10 protein-coding genes are annotated in these 14,545 nt (G+C 69.1%); all 10 read right to left on the reverse strand.

What is annotated here, in order from left to right; all coding sequences use genetic code 11:
* Nucleotides 1–54: 54 nt before the first annotated feature.
* The 10 genes from ABIE41_RS17310 to ABIE41_RS17355 all read right to left on the reverse strand — a co-directional run bounded on the left by ABIE41_RS17310 (nt 55) and on the right by ABIE41_RS17355 (nt 14,502).
* Nucleotides 55–840: an SDR family oxidoreductase gene (locus tag ABIE41_RS17310; protein ID WP_192641542.1), complete on the reverse strand. Its 786-nt coding sequence runs from the start codon at nt 838–840 to the stop codon at nt 55–57.
* Between the two features lie 106 nt (nt 841–946).
* Nucleotides 947–1,930, reverse strand: coding sequence for an ABC transporter ATP-binding protein (locus ABIE41_RS17315; protein ID WP_192641543.1), 984 nt, complete (start codon nt 1,928–1,930; stop codon nt 947–949).
* Nucleotides 1,927–2,979, reverse strand: a complete 1,053-nt coding sequence (locus tag ABIE41_RS17320) for an ABC transporter ATP-binding protein (RefSeq protein ID WP_192641544.1) — start codon at nt 2,977–2,979, stop codon at nt 1,927–1,929. Before ABIE41_RS17320 ends, ABIE41_RS17315 begins: the two co-directional genes overlap by 4 nt.
* 2 nt (nt 2,980–2,981) lie before the next feature.
* On the reverse strand, nt 2,982–3,875 hold the full coding sequence (locus ABIE41_RS17325) for an ABC transporter permease (protein WP_192641545.1): 894 nt from the start codon (nt 3,873–3,875) through the stop codon (nt 2,982–2,984).
* Nucleotide 3,876: 1 nt separating this feature from the next.
* A complete protein-coding gene (locus ABIE41_RS17330; RefSeq protein ID WP_192641546.1) occupies nt 3,877–4,830 on the reverse strand; it encodes an ABC transporter permease in 954 nt (317 codons plus the stop codon).
* Between the two features lie 133 nt (nt 4,831–4,963).
* Nucleotides 4,964–6,562, reverse strand: a complete 1,599-nt coding sequence (locus ABIE41_RS17335; RefSeq protein ID WP_192641547.1) for an ABC transporter substrate-binding protein — start codon at nt 6,560–6,562, stop codon at nt 4,964–4,966.
* Nucleotides 6,563–6,760: 198 nt separating this feature from the next.
* Nucleotides 6,761–8,413: an ABC transporter substrate-binding protein gene (locus ABIE41_RS17340; protein WP_354192629.1), complete on the reverse strand. Its 1,653-nt coding sequence runs from the start codon at nt 8,411–8,413 to the stop codon at nt 6,761–6,763.
* A gap of 200 nt (nt 8,414–8,613) precedes the next feature.
* The gene (locus ABIE41_RS17345) at nt 8,614–12,180 is read right to left on the reverse strand and encodes an error-prone DNA polymerase (protein WP_192641548.1); all 3,567 of its coding nucleotides are present in this window, start codon (nt 12,178–12,180) and stop codon (nt 8,614–8,616) included.
* Complete coding sequence (locus tag ABIE41_RS17350; RefSeq protein WP_192641549.1) at nt 12,177–13,721, reverse strand: Y-family DNA polymerase; 1,545 nt, start codon at nt 13,719–13,721, stop codon at nt 12,177–12,179. The genes ABIE41_RS17345 and ABIE41_RS17350 overlap by 4 nt, the downstream gene beginning before the upstream one ends.
* The gene (locus ABIE41_RS17355) at nt 13,627–14,502 is read right to left on the reverse strand and encodes an ImuA family protein (protein WP_192641550.1); all 876 of its coding nucleotides are present in this window, start codon (nt 14,500–14,502) and stop codon (nt 13,627–13,629) included. Before ABIE41_RS17355 ends, ABIE41_RS17350 begins: the two co-directional genes overlap by 95 nt.
* Between the last annotated feature and the right edge of the window lie 43 nt (nt 14,503–14,545).

The following is a 14,545-nucleotide window of genomic DNA, read 5'->3' on the forward strand; positions in this document are numbered from 1 at the left end:
GACGCCGGTCGCCAGAAGGCAGGCCGGCGCCTTCTGCTGTGAGAACCAGCAGCCTCAGATGCTGCGCGTCGCGCCGCCGTCGATGCGGATCTTGGCGCCGGTGACATAGCTCGCCCGCTCGCTGGCGAGGAAGGTCACGACATCGGCGAATTCCTGCGGCGTGCCGTAGCGGCCGGCGGGAATGGTCGCGCGCGAGGCCTTGGCGGCCTGCTCGGGCGTGGTGCCGGTGCGATCGGCGGCGGCCTGGTCAAGCTGGTCGACGCGCTCGGTGTGGATACGGCCGGGCAGCACGACATTGACCGTCACGCCCTGCGAGGCGACCTCCGCCGCCAGCGTCTTCGACCAGCCGACGACCGCCGAGCGGATGCCGTTCGACAGCGCGAGCCGGGGAATCGGCTGCTCGACGCCCGAGGAGGCGATGGTGATGATGCGGCCGAAGCCGCGCTCGACCATGCCCGGCAGCATGCCCTGCGCGACATGGAAGAGATTGGCGGCCATCGCCTCGAAATGCTTGAGCCAGTCGTCGCGGCCGGCCTCGCGCGCCTCGGCCGGGGGCGGACCACCGGAATTGCCGATCAAGATGTCGATGCCACCGGCATCGCGCAGCACGGTCATCAGCGATTCGACCGAGGCGAGATCCGACAGGTCGAGGCTGGCGGCGAAGATGCGGCTGCGCACCTCCTCGGGGCACTGGCTGACCCAGGCATCGGTCGCCGCGACGTTGCGGGCGGCGGCGATGACAGAGGCGCCCTCGCTGGCGAGCGTGCGGGCGATGGCGGCGCCCAGCCCCCGGCTCGCGCCCAGCACCAGAGCGCGCTTGTCGTGAAGGCCGAGATCCATGGGCAGGCTCCGTCAGTTTGGCGCGGCAGGGTCGCGGCGCGTCATCGCCTGCTGATAGCGGGTCGGGGCTTGCGAGGAAATGGCCGGCGCGGAATGGGCGGCGTGCTCACGCCGCCGCGGTCATGGCCTGTTCCGCCAGGATGCAGCGCACCACCCGGCCCTCGCCGAGCTGGACGACCGGCGGCAGCGCCGCGCGGCAGCGGTCCTGCGCATGCTTGCAGCGCGGCGCGAAGGAGCAGGCCGAGGGCGGCTCGGTCAGCGCCGGCGGGGCGCCCGGAATCGCTTCCAACCGCTCGCCCTTCTTCGCGCCATGCAGGTTCGCGGCGAGGAGCCCCCTGGTGTAGGGGTGCTGCGGATCGCGCAGCAGCTCGCGCACTGTGCCGGTCTCGACGATCTGCCCGGCATACATCACCGCCAGCCGGTCCGAGACCTCGACCGCCACGCCGATGTCGTGGGTGACGAAGAGCATGCCCATGCCGAGGTCGCGCTGGAGCTGGCGCAGGAGCAGCAGGATCTGGATCTGCACGGTGGCGTCGAGCGCCGTCGTCGGCTCGTCAGCGAGCAGGAGCTTCGGACGGGCCGCGAGCGCGAGCGCGATCATGGCGCGCTGGCGCATGCCGCCCGACATCTCATGCGGATAGGCCTTGAGCCGGCGTTCCGGCGACGGGATGCGGACCAGCTCCAACAGTTCGAGCGCGCGCGCCATCGCCGCCTTCGCAGAGATCTTCTCATGCCGGATGATCGCCTCGGCGATCTGCTGACCGACGGTGTAGACCGGGTCGAGCGCGAGCGCGGGATCCTGGAAGATCATCGAGGTCACGGCGCCCCGATAATCCGCCAGATCCTGCGGGTTCAGCGCCAGCACGTCTCGCCCGTCGACGCGGACGCCGCCGCCGATATCGGTGCGGCTCTCGGGCAGCAGGCGCAGCAGCGTCTTCAGCGTGACGCTCTTGCCGGAGCCGGATTCGCCGAGGATGCCAAGAACCTTGCCCGGCTCCAGGGTCAGCGAGACGCCGTTGACGGCGTGGACAGTCTGGGCGCCGCGGAAGCGCACCGTCAGGTTCTCGATCTCGACGAGAGGCGTGCTCATGCCGCGACCTCCAGGCCTGGGGCGTGGCTGTGGCCGGAGCCGGGCACCTGCATGTGACAGGCGACCTGGCGGGCGCCCTCGCCCACCGTCGCCAGAACAGGCTTCACCTTGGCGCAGACGGTCTGTGCATGGGGGCAGCGCGGGTGGAAGCGGCAGCCCTCGGGCGGGTTGATCGGGTTGGGCGGATCGCCCGCGAGCGGGGCTTCCATGGTCCGGTTGTCGGGGTCCATGGACGGCATCGCCGAGAGCAGCGCGCGGGTATAGGGGTGGCGCGGATCGCCATAGAGCTCCTCGACCGGGCCGATCTCCACGACCTCGCCAAGATACATCACCATGACGCGGTCGCTGATGAAGCGGACGACGTTGAGGTCATGGCTGATGAAGATGTAGGTCAGGCCGAACTCCTCGCGCAGATCGGCGAGCAGGTTGAGCACCTGCGCCTCGACCGATTTGTCGAGCGCCGACACCGCCTCGTCGAGGATCACCAGCCGCGGGCCGAGCGCGAGCGCACGCGCGATGTTGACGCGCTGGCGCTGGCCGCCGGAGAGCTCGTGCGGGTAGCGCGCGGCGAAGCGGGCGGGATCGAGCCCGACGCGCTGGAGCAGGTCGCGCGCCTTGAGGATCGCATTCGCCTTGGAGACGCCGTGCACCGTCGGCCCGAAGGCGATCGAATCCTCGATGGTCAGGCGTGGGTTGAGCGAAGCGTAAGAGTCCTGGAAGACCATCTGCGCCTGGCGGCGGTATTCCTTCAGCGTCAGGGCTTGGCCGCCCACGATCTCGCCGTCGAACAGCATCTCGCCCTTGTCCTGCGGGATGAGCTGCATGACGACGCGCGCCGTCGTCGACTTGCCGCAGCCGGATTCGCCGACGACGCCGAGCGTCTCGCCCTTCATCACGGCGAAATCGACGCCGTCGACGGCGCGCACGACGGCCCCGCCGCCGAGCGGGAAATGCTTGGTCAGCGTCTTCGCCTGCAGCAGCGGCGTGCCGGCGCCACCGCGGTCGGGGTGGGTCTGGTGATGGGTCGCGTCGACCTTGTCATGCGCCATGGTCAGCCCTTCACGTCCATCGCCGAGCGCAGACCGTCGGAAAGCAGGTTGAACGAGATCGAGGTGATGAAGATCGCCGCGCCCGGCAGCGCCGCCACCCAGGGCTGCACATAGATCGCCGTGCGCAGCGTGTTCAGCATCAGCCCCCATTCCGGCGTTGGCGGCTTGGTGCCGAGCCCGAGGAAGGACAGGCCCGACGCCAGGATCATCGAGACCGAGATCAGGCTCGTCGCATAGACGAAGATCGGACCGAGCACGTTGCCGAGCACATGGACGCGGATGATTGTGATCGCGTTGGCGCCGCTGGCGCGCGCCGCCTCGACATAGTCCATCGAGCGGACCTGCGTGGTCACGCTCTCGGCGATGCGCGCGATCGGCGGGATGAAGACGATGGTCAGCGACAGCAGCGAATTGGTGATGCCGGCCCCCAGCGCGCCCGAGAGCGCGATCGCCAGCAGCACGGAGGGGAAGGCATAGAACACATCGACCGTGCGCATCACGATGGTGTTGAACTTGCCCCCGAAGAAGCCGGCGGCGACGCCGATCACCGAGCCGATGATGAAGGCGATGAAGACCGGAACAACGCCCATGAAGAGCGAGAGCCGGGCGCCGAAAATGAGCCGCGAGAGCATGTCGCGGCCAAGTTCGTCGGCGCCGAGCGGATAGCCCTGCGTGCCGATGGGCCGCAGGCGCCGCAGCATCGACGAGCGGGTCGGGTCGGCCGGGGCGAGGTAATCGGCGAAGATCGCCATCAGGATGATCGCGAGCACGACGAGGCCGGCGCAGACCGCGACCTTGTCCTTTTTGAAGCGGCGCCAGACGCCCGACCAGTAGCCGGGCGACTTCGCCAGGGGCGGCACGATGACGGCCGCCTTGCCTTGAGCGATGGCGGACATCTCAGCGCCTCCGGACGCGCGGGTCGAGCAGACCCTGCAGGATATCGACGAGGACGTTCAGCCCGACGAAGAACATGGCCAGCACGAGGATGGTGCCCTGGAGCAGCGGCAGGTCGCGCTGGAAGATGGCGTTGCCGAGCAGGAAGCCGGTGCCGGGCCAGGAGAACACTGTCTCGATCAGGATCGATCCCCCCAGAAGATAGCCGAGCTGCAGGCCCATCACGGCCAGCGCGGTGGGCGCGGCATTCTTCACGACATGGCGGAAGACGCCAAAATCGAGCAGGCCCTTGGCCCGTAGCGCCGGCACGAATTCCTGGTTGAGGATGTCGGCGACCAGCGCGCGCACGGTGCGCGCGATGATGCCCATCGGGATCACCGACATCGTGATGGCGGGCAGGATCATGTAGCTGACATGCTCCCAATCCCATTTCCACGCCGCCGAGCCGCCAGGCCCCGCCCCGCCCGGCGGCAACCAGCCGAGCTGCACCGAGAACACGATCACCATCACCATGCCCAGCCAGTAATGCGGCACGGAAACGCCGAGCACCGCCAGCATGGAGGCGAACTTGTCGAGGAAGGAGCCGCGGAAATAGCCGGCGACGAAGCCGAAGAGGCAGCCGAAGACGAAGCCGATGACCGTCGCGAGCCCCGCGATCAGCAGCGTGTTGCCGACCGCGCGCCAAACCTCGGCCGCGACGGGACGCCCCGTCGCGATCGAGGTGCCGAGATCGCCCTGCAGCGCCTTCATCAGCCAAAGGCCGAACTGCACCGGCAAGGGCCGGTCGAAGCCGTAGATCTTGCGCAGCTCGTCCTGCATCGCCTGGGAGGCGTCGGGCGGCAGCACCGAGGTCAGCGGGTCGCCCGGCGCGATATGCACCAGCAGGAAGCAGAACAGGCTGACGCCAAAGGCGACCGGCAGCACGTAGAGAATGCGCTTGGCGAGGTATTTCAGCATGGGCGTCCTGCCGTCATGGTCGGGCTTGACCCGACCATCTCAGAAACCCGCGCCTTCTCGTTCGAAGATTCTCGGGTCTGCGCTTCGCTTCGCCCGAGAATGACGCTCATCGCGAGCAAAGCCATCATACCCCTCACTTCGACATGGTGATCGGCGAGAAGTCCTGGAACCAGTTCTGCGCCTGGACGAAGCCCTTCACCTTGGGGCTCAGCGCGCGCGGGTTGACGTCGTGCGTCACCATCAGGAACAGGGCCTCGTCGACATATTTCTCGTGGATCTTCTGCAGCACCGCCGTCTGAGCGGTCGCGTCGAAGGTGTTGCGGACCTGGTCGAAGAGCTTGTCCATCTCCGGATCGCAATACATGCCCCAGTTCGTGCCGGCCGGCGGCTGCAGATTGCACTGCAGGTGACGGATCAGGCCCGTGAAGGGGTCCTGGATGAAGTAGGTGTAGTTCATCCCCGTCGCCTTGCGCGAGGATTCATGGTTGGCGCCGGCGCGCCAGATGTTGATCAGCGTGTTCCACTCGACGACCTCGAAGTCGATCTTGATGCCGACCTCGGCCAGGTTCTGCTGGACGAACTCGTTCATCGGCAGCGGCTGCATCTGGCCCGAGCCCGACGGCGCGATCAGGATCTTGGTCTGGACCGGCTTGGCCGGCGAGAAGCCGGCCTCGGCGAGGAGCTTCTTGGCCTCGGCCTGGTCGAGCTTGAGCTTGAACTTGGGGTTGCCGAACCACTGGTGGCCGGGCGGATAGAAGCCCTCGGCCGGGATCATCAGGCCACCGAGCAGCTCCTTCAGCCCCTGCCGGTCGACGGCGAGGTTGGCGGCCTTGCGGACGCGGATATCGTTCCAGGGCGAGCCCTCGGCGCGCGAGAGGTGCCAGGTCCAGTTGTGCGGATAGGCGTTGGTGATGATCTGGAAGCCGGCGGTTTTGAGCGAGGGGATCAGGTCCGGCGACGGCGCCTCGATCCAGTCCACCTGCCCGGCCCGCAGCGCGGCGGCGCGCGCATTGGCTTCCGGCAGCGGCAGCAGGACCATCTTGTCGAGCTTGGGCACGCGCGCCTTGTCCCAGTAGCCCGGAAAGGGCGAGAGCTCGGCGCGCTCGCGCGGCTGGAAGGCGGTGAGCTGCCAGGGACCGGTGCCGGACGGGGTCTTGGCGAAGGCCTCCCAGCTCTTGCCGAGCTTCTCCCACTGCGCCGGCGAGGACATCATCACCCAGGCGATCTGGTAGGGCAGCGTGGCGTCGGGCGCCTTGGTGGTGATCTCGACCTTGTACTTGTCGATCACCTTGTAGGCGGCGACGGCGGGAATGCGCGAGCGGCCCTGCGCCGCCTGGCGCTGATCGAACTGCGGCGCGTCGTTCTTCAGGAGCTTGTCGAGGTTCCAGACCACGGCATCGGCGGTGAATTCCGAGCCGTCGTGGAACTTGACGCCCTCGCGCAGGACGAAGGTCCACTTGGTCTTGTCGGTCGCATCGACCGACCAGCTCGAGGCCAGGCCCGGCGTCAGGTCGGAGGCCTTGTCGGCCTTGTTGAGGTCCCAGTTGATGAGGCCGTCATAGACCGTATAGCCCATGAAGCGCATGCCTTCGCCGCCCTGGTCGGTCTGGCCGGTGGTCAGCGGGATGTCGGAGGCGGTCATGCCGATCCGCAGCGTGCCCTGGGCATGCGCCGGGGCCGCGAAGAACGAGACGCCGGCGGCGAGGGTCAGGGCTAGGGCGGTGCGGATCATGGGTGGCTCCGGTTTGGATGGGTTCCAGGCTGGCTTCGCAAGGGCTGTGCCAGCCGCACGCGGCACCCTCCCCAACGTCATGCTCGCCCTGGTGGCGAGCATCCAAGTCTGACCCGTCGTCACCGACGACGAAGCCGTGGATGGTCGGGACGAGCCCGACCATGACGACAGAGGCAGGTTGCCGCAGGGCGGACGCGATCAGTCCATCGACATCGGAGCGAGGTCGATGAACCAGCTCTTCGGCTGGACGACGCCCTTGACCTTCGCACTCATTGCGCGCGGGCCGACGTCATGGGCCACCCAGACGAAGGGCGCTTCCTCGACGATGCGGGCATGGAGCTTTGCGAGCGCCGCATCGCGCGCCGTCCCGTCGAAGCTGGTGCGGGCGTCGGCGATGAGCTTGTCGAACTCGTCATTGCCGAAATAGCCCCAGTTGTTGGAGACCGGCGGGAAGGTCTTGGTCGAGGTGAAGCGCACCATGGCGAAGAATGGGTCCATCGCCGCGAACGTCACGTTCGTGGCGTTGGCGCCCCGCGCATTGGCGTGCTTGGCGCCCTCGCGCCAGTTGGTGAAGACGGCGTTCCACTCGCCGACCTCGAGAGCGACGTCGAAGAAGTAGTCCTTCAGCGCCTGCTGCATGAACTCGTTCATCGGCAGCGGCTGCATCTGGCCCGAGCCCGAGGCCGAGGTCAGCACCTTCACCTTCGCTGGCTTGGCGGCCGAATAGCCGGCTTCCGTCATCAGCTTCTTGGCGGCGGCGAGATCGTACTTGATGTCGAAGCTGGGGTTGCCCCACCAGGGATGGCCCGGGGGAACGGTGCCCTTGGGGATCTCCATCAGCCCGCCGAGCAGCGTCTTCAGTTCCTCGCGGTTGACGCAGAGATTGGCAGCGTGGCGCACGCGCTTGTCGACCCAGGGCGAGCCCTCGACGAAGGAGAGCTGCCAGGGCCAGACATGCGGCTGGGCGTTGGTGTAGACGGTGAAGCCGCGCTGCTTGATCTGCGGCACGGCGTCTGGCGAAGGCGACTCGATCCAGTCGACCTGGCCCGAGAGCAGGGCTGCGGTGCGGGCATTGGCCTCCGGCAGCGGCAGCAGAACGACACGGTCGATCTTCGGCACGCGCTTGGGGTCCCAATAGGCCTTGTTGGCGACCATCTCGAAGCGCTCGCGCGGCGAGAGCTTCACGCCCTTGAACGGGCCGGTGCCGGACGGATCGGCCGAGAAGGCCGCCCAGGCCTGCTTGGCGCGCTCGGCCGGATCGGCGACCGAAGCCGGGACGGCGGCGAGCTTGGCGGCCCAATGGGCCGGGGACGCCATGAACAGGTTGGTCAGGTTGATCGGCAGGAAGGCGTCGGGCTCGCTCGTGGTCAGCTCGACGGTGAGCGGGTCGATGGCGCGGGCGCTCTTCAACGTCGGCATGCGCGAGACGGTGACGCCGATCTGGTCCGGGGCGAAATGCGCCGCTTCCTTGTTGAGGACCTTGTCGACGTTCCAGACGACGGCGGCGGCGTTGAAGTCGGACCCGTCCTGGAACTTGACGCCCGGACGCAGCTTGAAGGTCCATTTCGTCTTGTCGGCGGCGTCGACCGCCCATTCGGTGGCGAGACCGGGGATGACGACGCTCGCCTTGTCGGCGGAGGAGAGATCCCAATGGGTCAGCGCGTCATACATCGGGATACCGGTGAAGCGGTTGCCCTCGAAGCCCTGGTCGGGCTGGCCGTGGGTCCGCGGAATGTCCGCTGCCGTCATGCCGATGCGCAGGACCTTCTCCTGGGCGAGCGCTCCGGTGACGAGCGCCGTCGAAAGGCCGAGGCCGAGAAGGGCCGAGCGGGTGAAGCTGGATACGGACACGTTTTTCTCCCCTGTGGTTGGCCGCTCGCTCCTGCGAGCGGCGGCACGAGGTTAGCAACGGGCATGCCAGAGGGCCGCAGCGGATCGAACCCCGCCGGCACCCCTTGTCGCTGCGTCAGGATTGAACAGAAGCAGCAGTCCCGCATACGCGGGCCAATATTCTGCCCATGAAATAGGCGGATTGGCTACCGTTGCGGCAGTCAGTGGAAATCGCGTGATTTCGGCAGGATGCGGACGTCGCGCGGATGGCGCCCCCGCGGCGCCTGGGGGTGCTTGAACTCGTCGGCGCGCGTCAGCGTGATCGTGGCGCTGTGGCTCTCCGACAGGCTCGACAGATCGGCGGTGCGGTCGACGACGCGCTGGGCCATCAGATGGACCACGCCTTCGGGGCTCTTCTGCACCCGGCCCTCGATCTGCAGCAGGCGACCGCTCATCACCTCGCGCCGGAAGCGCTCGAACAGGCGCGCCCAGAGCAGGATGTTGGCGATGCCGGTCTCGTCCTCCAGCGTGATGAAGATCGCCTTGCCGTTGCCGGGGCGCTGGCGCACCAGCACGACGCCGGCGGTCGCCGCCCAGCTGCCGTCGGGCCGGCCCTCGAGTTCGGCACAGCTCAGCACGCGGTCGCGCCGGAAGAGCGGCCGCAGCATTCCCATCGGGTGCCCCTTCAGCGAGAGCCGCACCGTCTGGTAGTCGGCGACGATCTGCTGCGGGAGCGGCATGATCGGAAGCGGCAGGGCCGGCTCCTCGCCGAGCTCGCGGGCCTGGGCGGCGGCGAAGAGCGGCAGGGCCTCGTCGTCCGGCAGGCGGCGCACGGCCCAGAGTGCCTCGCGGCGGTCGAGCCCGAGCGAACGGAAGGCGTCGGCATCGGCGAGCAGCCGCATCGCGCGGCCCGGCAGATCGGCCCGGCGCATCAGCTCCTCGACATCGGAAAAGCCATCGCCCCGCCGCGCCGCGATGCGCAGGCCCCATTCCTCGCGGAAGCCGTCGATCTGCCGGAAGCCGAGGCGCAGGGCGAAGCTCTTCTTGTCCGCCCCCTCAGCCCTCATCCTGAGGAGCGCCGCAGGCGCGTCTCGAAGGATGGTTTCAGAGCGCGCCGGATCATCCTTCGAGACGCCGCTGCGCGGCTCCTCAGGATGAGGGCTGTGGATTCCGGCCTGCGCTCCGGAATGGATCCCGGATCTCCGCTTCGCTGCGTCCGGGATGACGGGGTTCTCTTTTGCAACGTGATCGATACGCTCCAACCCATTGTCCCAGAAGCTGAAATTCACATCGATCGGCCTCGGCTCGACGCCGCCGATCTCCTGGGCCTCGCGCACGATCTGCGCGGGTGCGTAGAAGCCCATGGGCTGGGCGTTCAAAAGCGCGCAGGCGAAGGCTGCCGGATGGTGGCATTTCAGCCAGGAGGAGATGTAGACCAGCTTGGCGAAGGAGGCGGCGTGGCTTTCGGGGAAGCCATAGCTGCCGAAGCCCTTGATCTGGTCGAAGCAGCGCTGGGCGAAGTCGCGCTCATAGCCGCGCGCCACCATGCGCTCGACCATCATGTCCTGGTAGTTGCCGATGCTGCCGTCGCTGCGGAAGGTCGCCATCGCCTTGCGCAGGCCATTGGCCTCGCTGTCTGAGAATTTCGCGGCGACCATGGCGAGCTTCATCGCCTGCTCCTGGAAGAGCGGCACGCCCTTGGTCTTGTTCAGCACCTGGAAGAGCTCGTCAGCCGGCCCGTGCTCGGGCGCCGGCGCGGGGTAATGCACCGGCTCCAGCCCCGCCCGCCGCCGCAGATAGGGGTGGACCATGTCGCCCTGGATTGGGCCCGGCCGGACGATCGCGACCTGGATGACGAGGTCGTAGAGGATACGCGGCTTCAGGCGCGGCAGCATGTTCATCTGCGCCCGGCTCTCGACCTGAAAGACGCCGAGCGACTGGCCCCGGCAGAGCATATCGTAGGTCGGCCCGTCGTCCTTGGGCACGTCGGCCAGCCCCATCTCGAGGCCTTCATGGTCGCGCAGCAGGTCGAAGGCTTTGCGGATGCAGGTCAGCATGCCCAATGCCAGCACATCGACCTTCATCAGGCGCAGTTCGTCGATGTCGTCCTTGTCCCATTCGATGAAGGTGCGGTCCGCCATCGCGGCGTTGCCGACCGGCACCATCTCATCGAGGCGCCCGCGCGCCAGCACGAAGCCGCCGACATGCTGCGAGAGATGGCGCGGGAAGCCGAGCAGGCGGATGGCGAAGTCGACGGCGCGGCGGATCGTGGGGTTGGCGGGGTCGAGCCCCGCCTGGCGGACGCGGTCATCGCCGATCTCCGTGCCCCAGCTGCCCCACTGCGTGCCGGCGATGCGCGCGGTGACGTCCTCGGTCAGCCCCAGCGCCTTGCCGACGTCGCGGATGGCGCTGCGCGGGCGGTAGCGGATCACGGTCGCGACGATGCCGGCACGGTGCCGGCCATAGCGCTCATAGATCCACTGGATCACTTCCTCGCGCCGCTCATGCTCGAAATCGACGTCGATATCGGGAGGCTCGCGGCGCTGCGTCGAGATGAAACGCTCGAACAGCACGTCGCTCTCGGCCGGGTCGACGGCGGTGATGCCCAGCACATAGCACACGGCGGAATTGGCGGCCGAGCCGCGGCCTTGGCAGAGGATGCCGCGGCTGACGGCGAATTCGACGATCTGGTGGATGGTGAGGAAATAACGGGCGTAGTTCAGCCCCGCGATCAGATCGAGCTCCTTGCGCAGCAGGGCCTCGACCTTCGCCGGCACGCCATCGGGATAGCGGATGTCGCAGCAGCGGCGCACCAGCTCCGTGAGCCAGGCCTGGTCGCTCCAGCCGGGCGGGACGGGCTCGTCAGGATATTCATATTCGAGCTGGCCGAGATCGAAGTCGATGCGGGCGAGGAGATGGCGCGTCTCGGCGATGGCCTCGGGGGCATCGCGGAAGAGCCGGATCATCTCCTGGGGCGTCTTGAGATGGCGCTCGGCATTGGCTTCGAGCAGGCGCCCCGCCCGCTCGATCGAAACGCCCTCGCGGATGCAGCTCAGCACGTCCTGCAGGTCGCGCTGCTCGGGAGCGTCGTAGAGCACGTCGTTGGTCGCCAGCAGCGGAGTCCGGGTCGCGGCGGCGATCGCCTTCAGCCGCGCCAGCCGGCGGCGGTCGTCGCCACGCCGGTGCATGCTGGCGCCGAGCCAGAGCGAGCCGGGCGCGGCCTCGTCCAGCCGGGCGAGCAGCGCAGGCAGGCCGGCGAGATCGCGCGGGGGCATCAGGATCAGCAGGAGATCGCGGGTATTGGTGAGGAGGTCGTCAAGGTTCAGGATGCACTCGCCCTTGCCGGCGCGCCGGTTGCCCTCGCTGAGCAGGCGGCAGAGCCTGCCCCAGCCGCTGCGGTTGGCGGGGTAGACGACGATGTCGGGCGTGCAGTCGGCGAAGACGAGCCGGCTGCCGAGGACGAGCCGGAAATCCTGCGCCATCGCCCGCAGCTGATCCGTAGTGAAGGGCAGATCGGCGAAGGCCGGGTTTTCGACCCAGACGTGTTCGCCGGGGCTGTCGCCCTCTTTCAGCTTCTCGGCCGGGGGCAGCCCATCCTCGCGCAGCTGCCGCAGCGCGCTCCAGGCCCGCACCACGCCCGCCACGGTGTTGCGGTCGGCGAGGCCCAGACCCGCATGGCCGAGCAGCAACGCCGTGAGCACCAGATTGGGCCCCGGCGAGGCGCCGCGCAGGAAGGAAAAATTCGTCGCGGCAACGAGTTCGGCGAAGGGGCTGAGGACCTGATTCATGCAAACAGCCCATGCAGGAACCAGCGCGGCGGCGCCTGCTCCGGCTCGTGGAAGCCGATGCGGAAGAGCCAGAAGCGGCGGCCTGCCGAGTCCTCGACGCGGTAATAGTCGCGCATCGGCTCGGACGAGCCGTCGCGCCACCATTCCGGCGCGATGCGTTCGGGACCCTCGGCACGGGCGACGTCATGGATAAGGCGGCGCCAGCGGAAGCGGATCGGCGGGCCGTCTGGCACCTCGGCGATCGCCTCCACCGGCTGGGGCGGCTCGAAGAGCTGGAGCGGTCGTGTCGGCGGCTCGTGGGGAATGGGCGCCAGCCAGGCGATGCCGGCCGGCGGCAGTGCGGCCGAGCGCGCCTTCGCCGCGCGCACGGGATGGTGGGTGTCCTGTGCCACGAAGCGCAGCACCCGGTCGCGGCCGAAGCGCACGACCAGCCGATCGACGAGATCGGCCACGGCCTCGTCCTCGACGGCGCGGCGGTCGAGGCTCGGCTGGGTTTCGCTCAGCGGCTCGCAGACCGGCACGGCAAGGCGCACCGCATCGAAGCCGAAGCCGGGATCGAGCGGGTCGGCCAGGCTCTCGACGCGCTCGCGCCAGAGCCGCAGGATGGCCTTGCCTTCCCGCGTGGGGCGCCCGGTCTCGATCACCAGCCGCCGCACCGCCCCGTCGCTGCGATGGAAGCCGATCTCGAAGACGCGCCCGCCCTCGCCGCGCTGCTCCAGCACCCGCGCGGCCTCCGCGATCAGCCGGGCGACGACCTCCTGCAGCCCGTCGAGATCGAGCATCGGCTCGGCGAAATGGCGCTCGACCAGGCAGGCCGGCGGCGGGCGCAGCGGCGTGAGCCGGGCATCCTCATGGCCGAGCGTGCGCCGCAGCCGCGTCACCAGATCCTCGCCGAAGCGGGCTGACAGCGCCTTGGAGGGGCGCTCCGCGAGATCGGCCAGCGTCCTCAGGCCCGCGCGGGTCAAGGCGAGCGCGGTCTCGGCAGGAAGCTCCAGCGCCGCGACCGGCAGCGGCCGCAGCCAGGCCTCGTCCTGCCCGGGCGGCACGATCCCGCCCCGGCCGAAGCGGGTCAGCGCATGGGCCGCCTCGGGCGTGCCCGCGACGGCCGAGCGGAGCGCGAGGCCGCCGCGCTGCATCCAGCGGCCGATCGTCGCCAGCAATGCGCCCTCCCCACCGAAGAGATGGGCGCAGCCGGTGATGTCGAGCAGCAGGCCCAGGGGGCGATCGAGCGCGACCAGCGGGGTGAAGCGGTCGCAGAAGGCGGCGAGCCGCATCAGCAGGGCCTCGTCGGCCTCGGGCTCGGCCTCGATCGCGATCAGACCGGGAATGCGGGCCCGCGCGTCGGCCAGGGTCAGGTCCCGCGCCAGCCCCAGCGCCAGAGCCCGGTCGTCCCCCGCGACGAGGCGAAGCGCATTGCCGCGATGGGCGTAGACGACCAGCGGGGCGTCAGCCGGTGCGCCGGATGTCGGGACCCGGCCCTCCCGCCGCAGCCGGTCGGTCGGCAGGAAAGGGAACCACAGGGCGAGATAGCGGCGTGGCATCGGGGCTGGCTCTGGGCTGCAGGGTGATCTCGTCGCGGCCGGCAGCGGCCTGACGGTTTCGAACATCACTCTCCTGGAAAGATTGTCGGTCACGGCTCCACTCCACACGCCACTCGTACTCACCCAGCCCCCCGCGATGCCGCAGCAATCTGAGGCTGAAGGCGGGGGCTCCCGGCGCATTCGCCTCCAGCGCCCGCGACGGCAGGGACGCGACCTGCCAGCGGGTCGAAGCCGCGCTCGGCTGCGGCGCCACGGCGGCGCGCAGCAGAAGTGTCGTCGCGCCCGAGCCTTCCGCCGCCAGGGCCAGGCGCCGGCTCGCGGTCAGGTCGAGGCGCCGCGGCTCGCCCCAGGGTTCGATCAGCACCGCCCCCAGCGCCGGGCAGCGGGCGGCCTCGGCGCCGGCGCGCAGCACGCCCTCGGCATCGCGCGCCCGCACCAGCAGGACGCGGGAAGGATCGAGCCCGAGTTCGGTCAGCCCCGGCGGGTGCAGCCGGCCGGTCTCGGCATCGACGACATCCTGCCGCACCCAGAGGATCGGGCGCCCGGCGGCGGCCCGGATGGCGAGGCCGACGGCGAATCCAGTCGCCGCCGCGAGATCGGCCGTGGCGGGCGCATAGACCTCGTGCAAGGCCGCCCGGGCGATGCCGCCACCCAGCGCCGCATCAAGGGCGGGCGCGCCGAAACTCACCTGCCCCACCGCCGCAGGCGCGCCGCGCAGCGCCATCTCGGCGAGATGGCGGCGCAGATCGGTCAGGGAAGCGGGGTCCGGGCGGGGCTGCATGAGGGCTCATGTTCTATATTTGTTCTTTTATAGAACGAGCCCT

Origin of the sequence: Bosea sp. OAE506 (genome assembly GCF_040546595.1) — a bacterium.
Classification (GTDB): Bacteria; Pseudomonadota; Alphaproteobacteria; order Rhizobiales; family Beijerinckiaceae; genus Allobosea.

Bases quoted from the DNA above. Each gene is read 5' to 3' on its own strand.
- ABIE41_RS17315 (WP_192641543.1), bottom strand. From the start codon at position 1,930: ATGAGCACGCCTCTCGTCGAGATCGAGAACCTGACGGTGCGCTTCCGC.
- ABIE41_RS17335 (WP_192641547.1), bottom strand. From the start codon at position 6,562: ATGATCCGCACCGCCCTAGCCCTGACCCTCGCCGCCGGCGTCTCGTTC.
- ABIE41_RS17325 (WP_192641545.1), bottom strand. From the start codon at position 3,875: ATGTCCGCCATCGCTCAAGGCAAGGCGGCCGTCATCGTGCCGCCCCTG.
- ABIE41_RS17345 (WP_192641548.1), bottom strand. From the start codon at position 12,180: ATGAATCAGGTCCTCAGCCCCTTCGCCGAACTCGTTGCCGCGACGAAT.
- ABIE41_RS17310 (WP_192641542.1), bottom strand. From the start codon at position 840: ATGGATCTCGGCCTTCACGACAAGCGCGCTCTGGTGCTGGGCGCGAGC.
- ABIE41_RS17320 (WP_192641544.1), bottom strand. From the start codon at position 2,979: ATGGCGCATGACAAGGTCGACGCGACCCATCACCAGACCCACCCCGAC.
- ABIE41_RS17330 (WP_192641546.1), bottom strand. From the start codon at position 4,830: ATGCTGAAATACCTCGCCAAGCGCATTCTCTACGTGCTGCCGGTCGCC.
- ABIE41_RS17355 (WP_192641550.1), bottom strand. From the start codon at position 14,502: ATGCAGCCCCGCCCGGACCCCGCTTCCCTGACCGATCTGCGCCGCCAT.
- ABIE41_RS17350 (WP_192641549.1), bottom strand. From the start codon at position 13,721: ATGCCACGCCGCTATCTCGCCCTGTGGTTCCCTTTCCTGCCGACCGAC.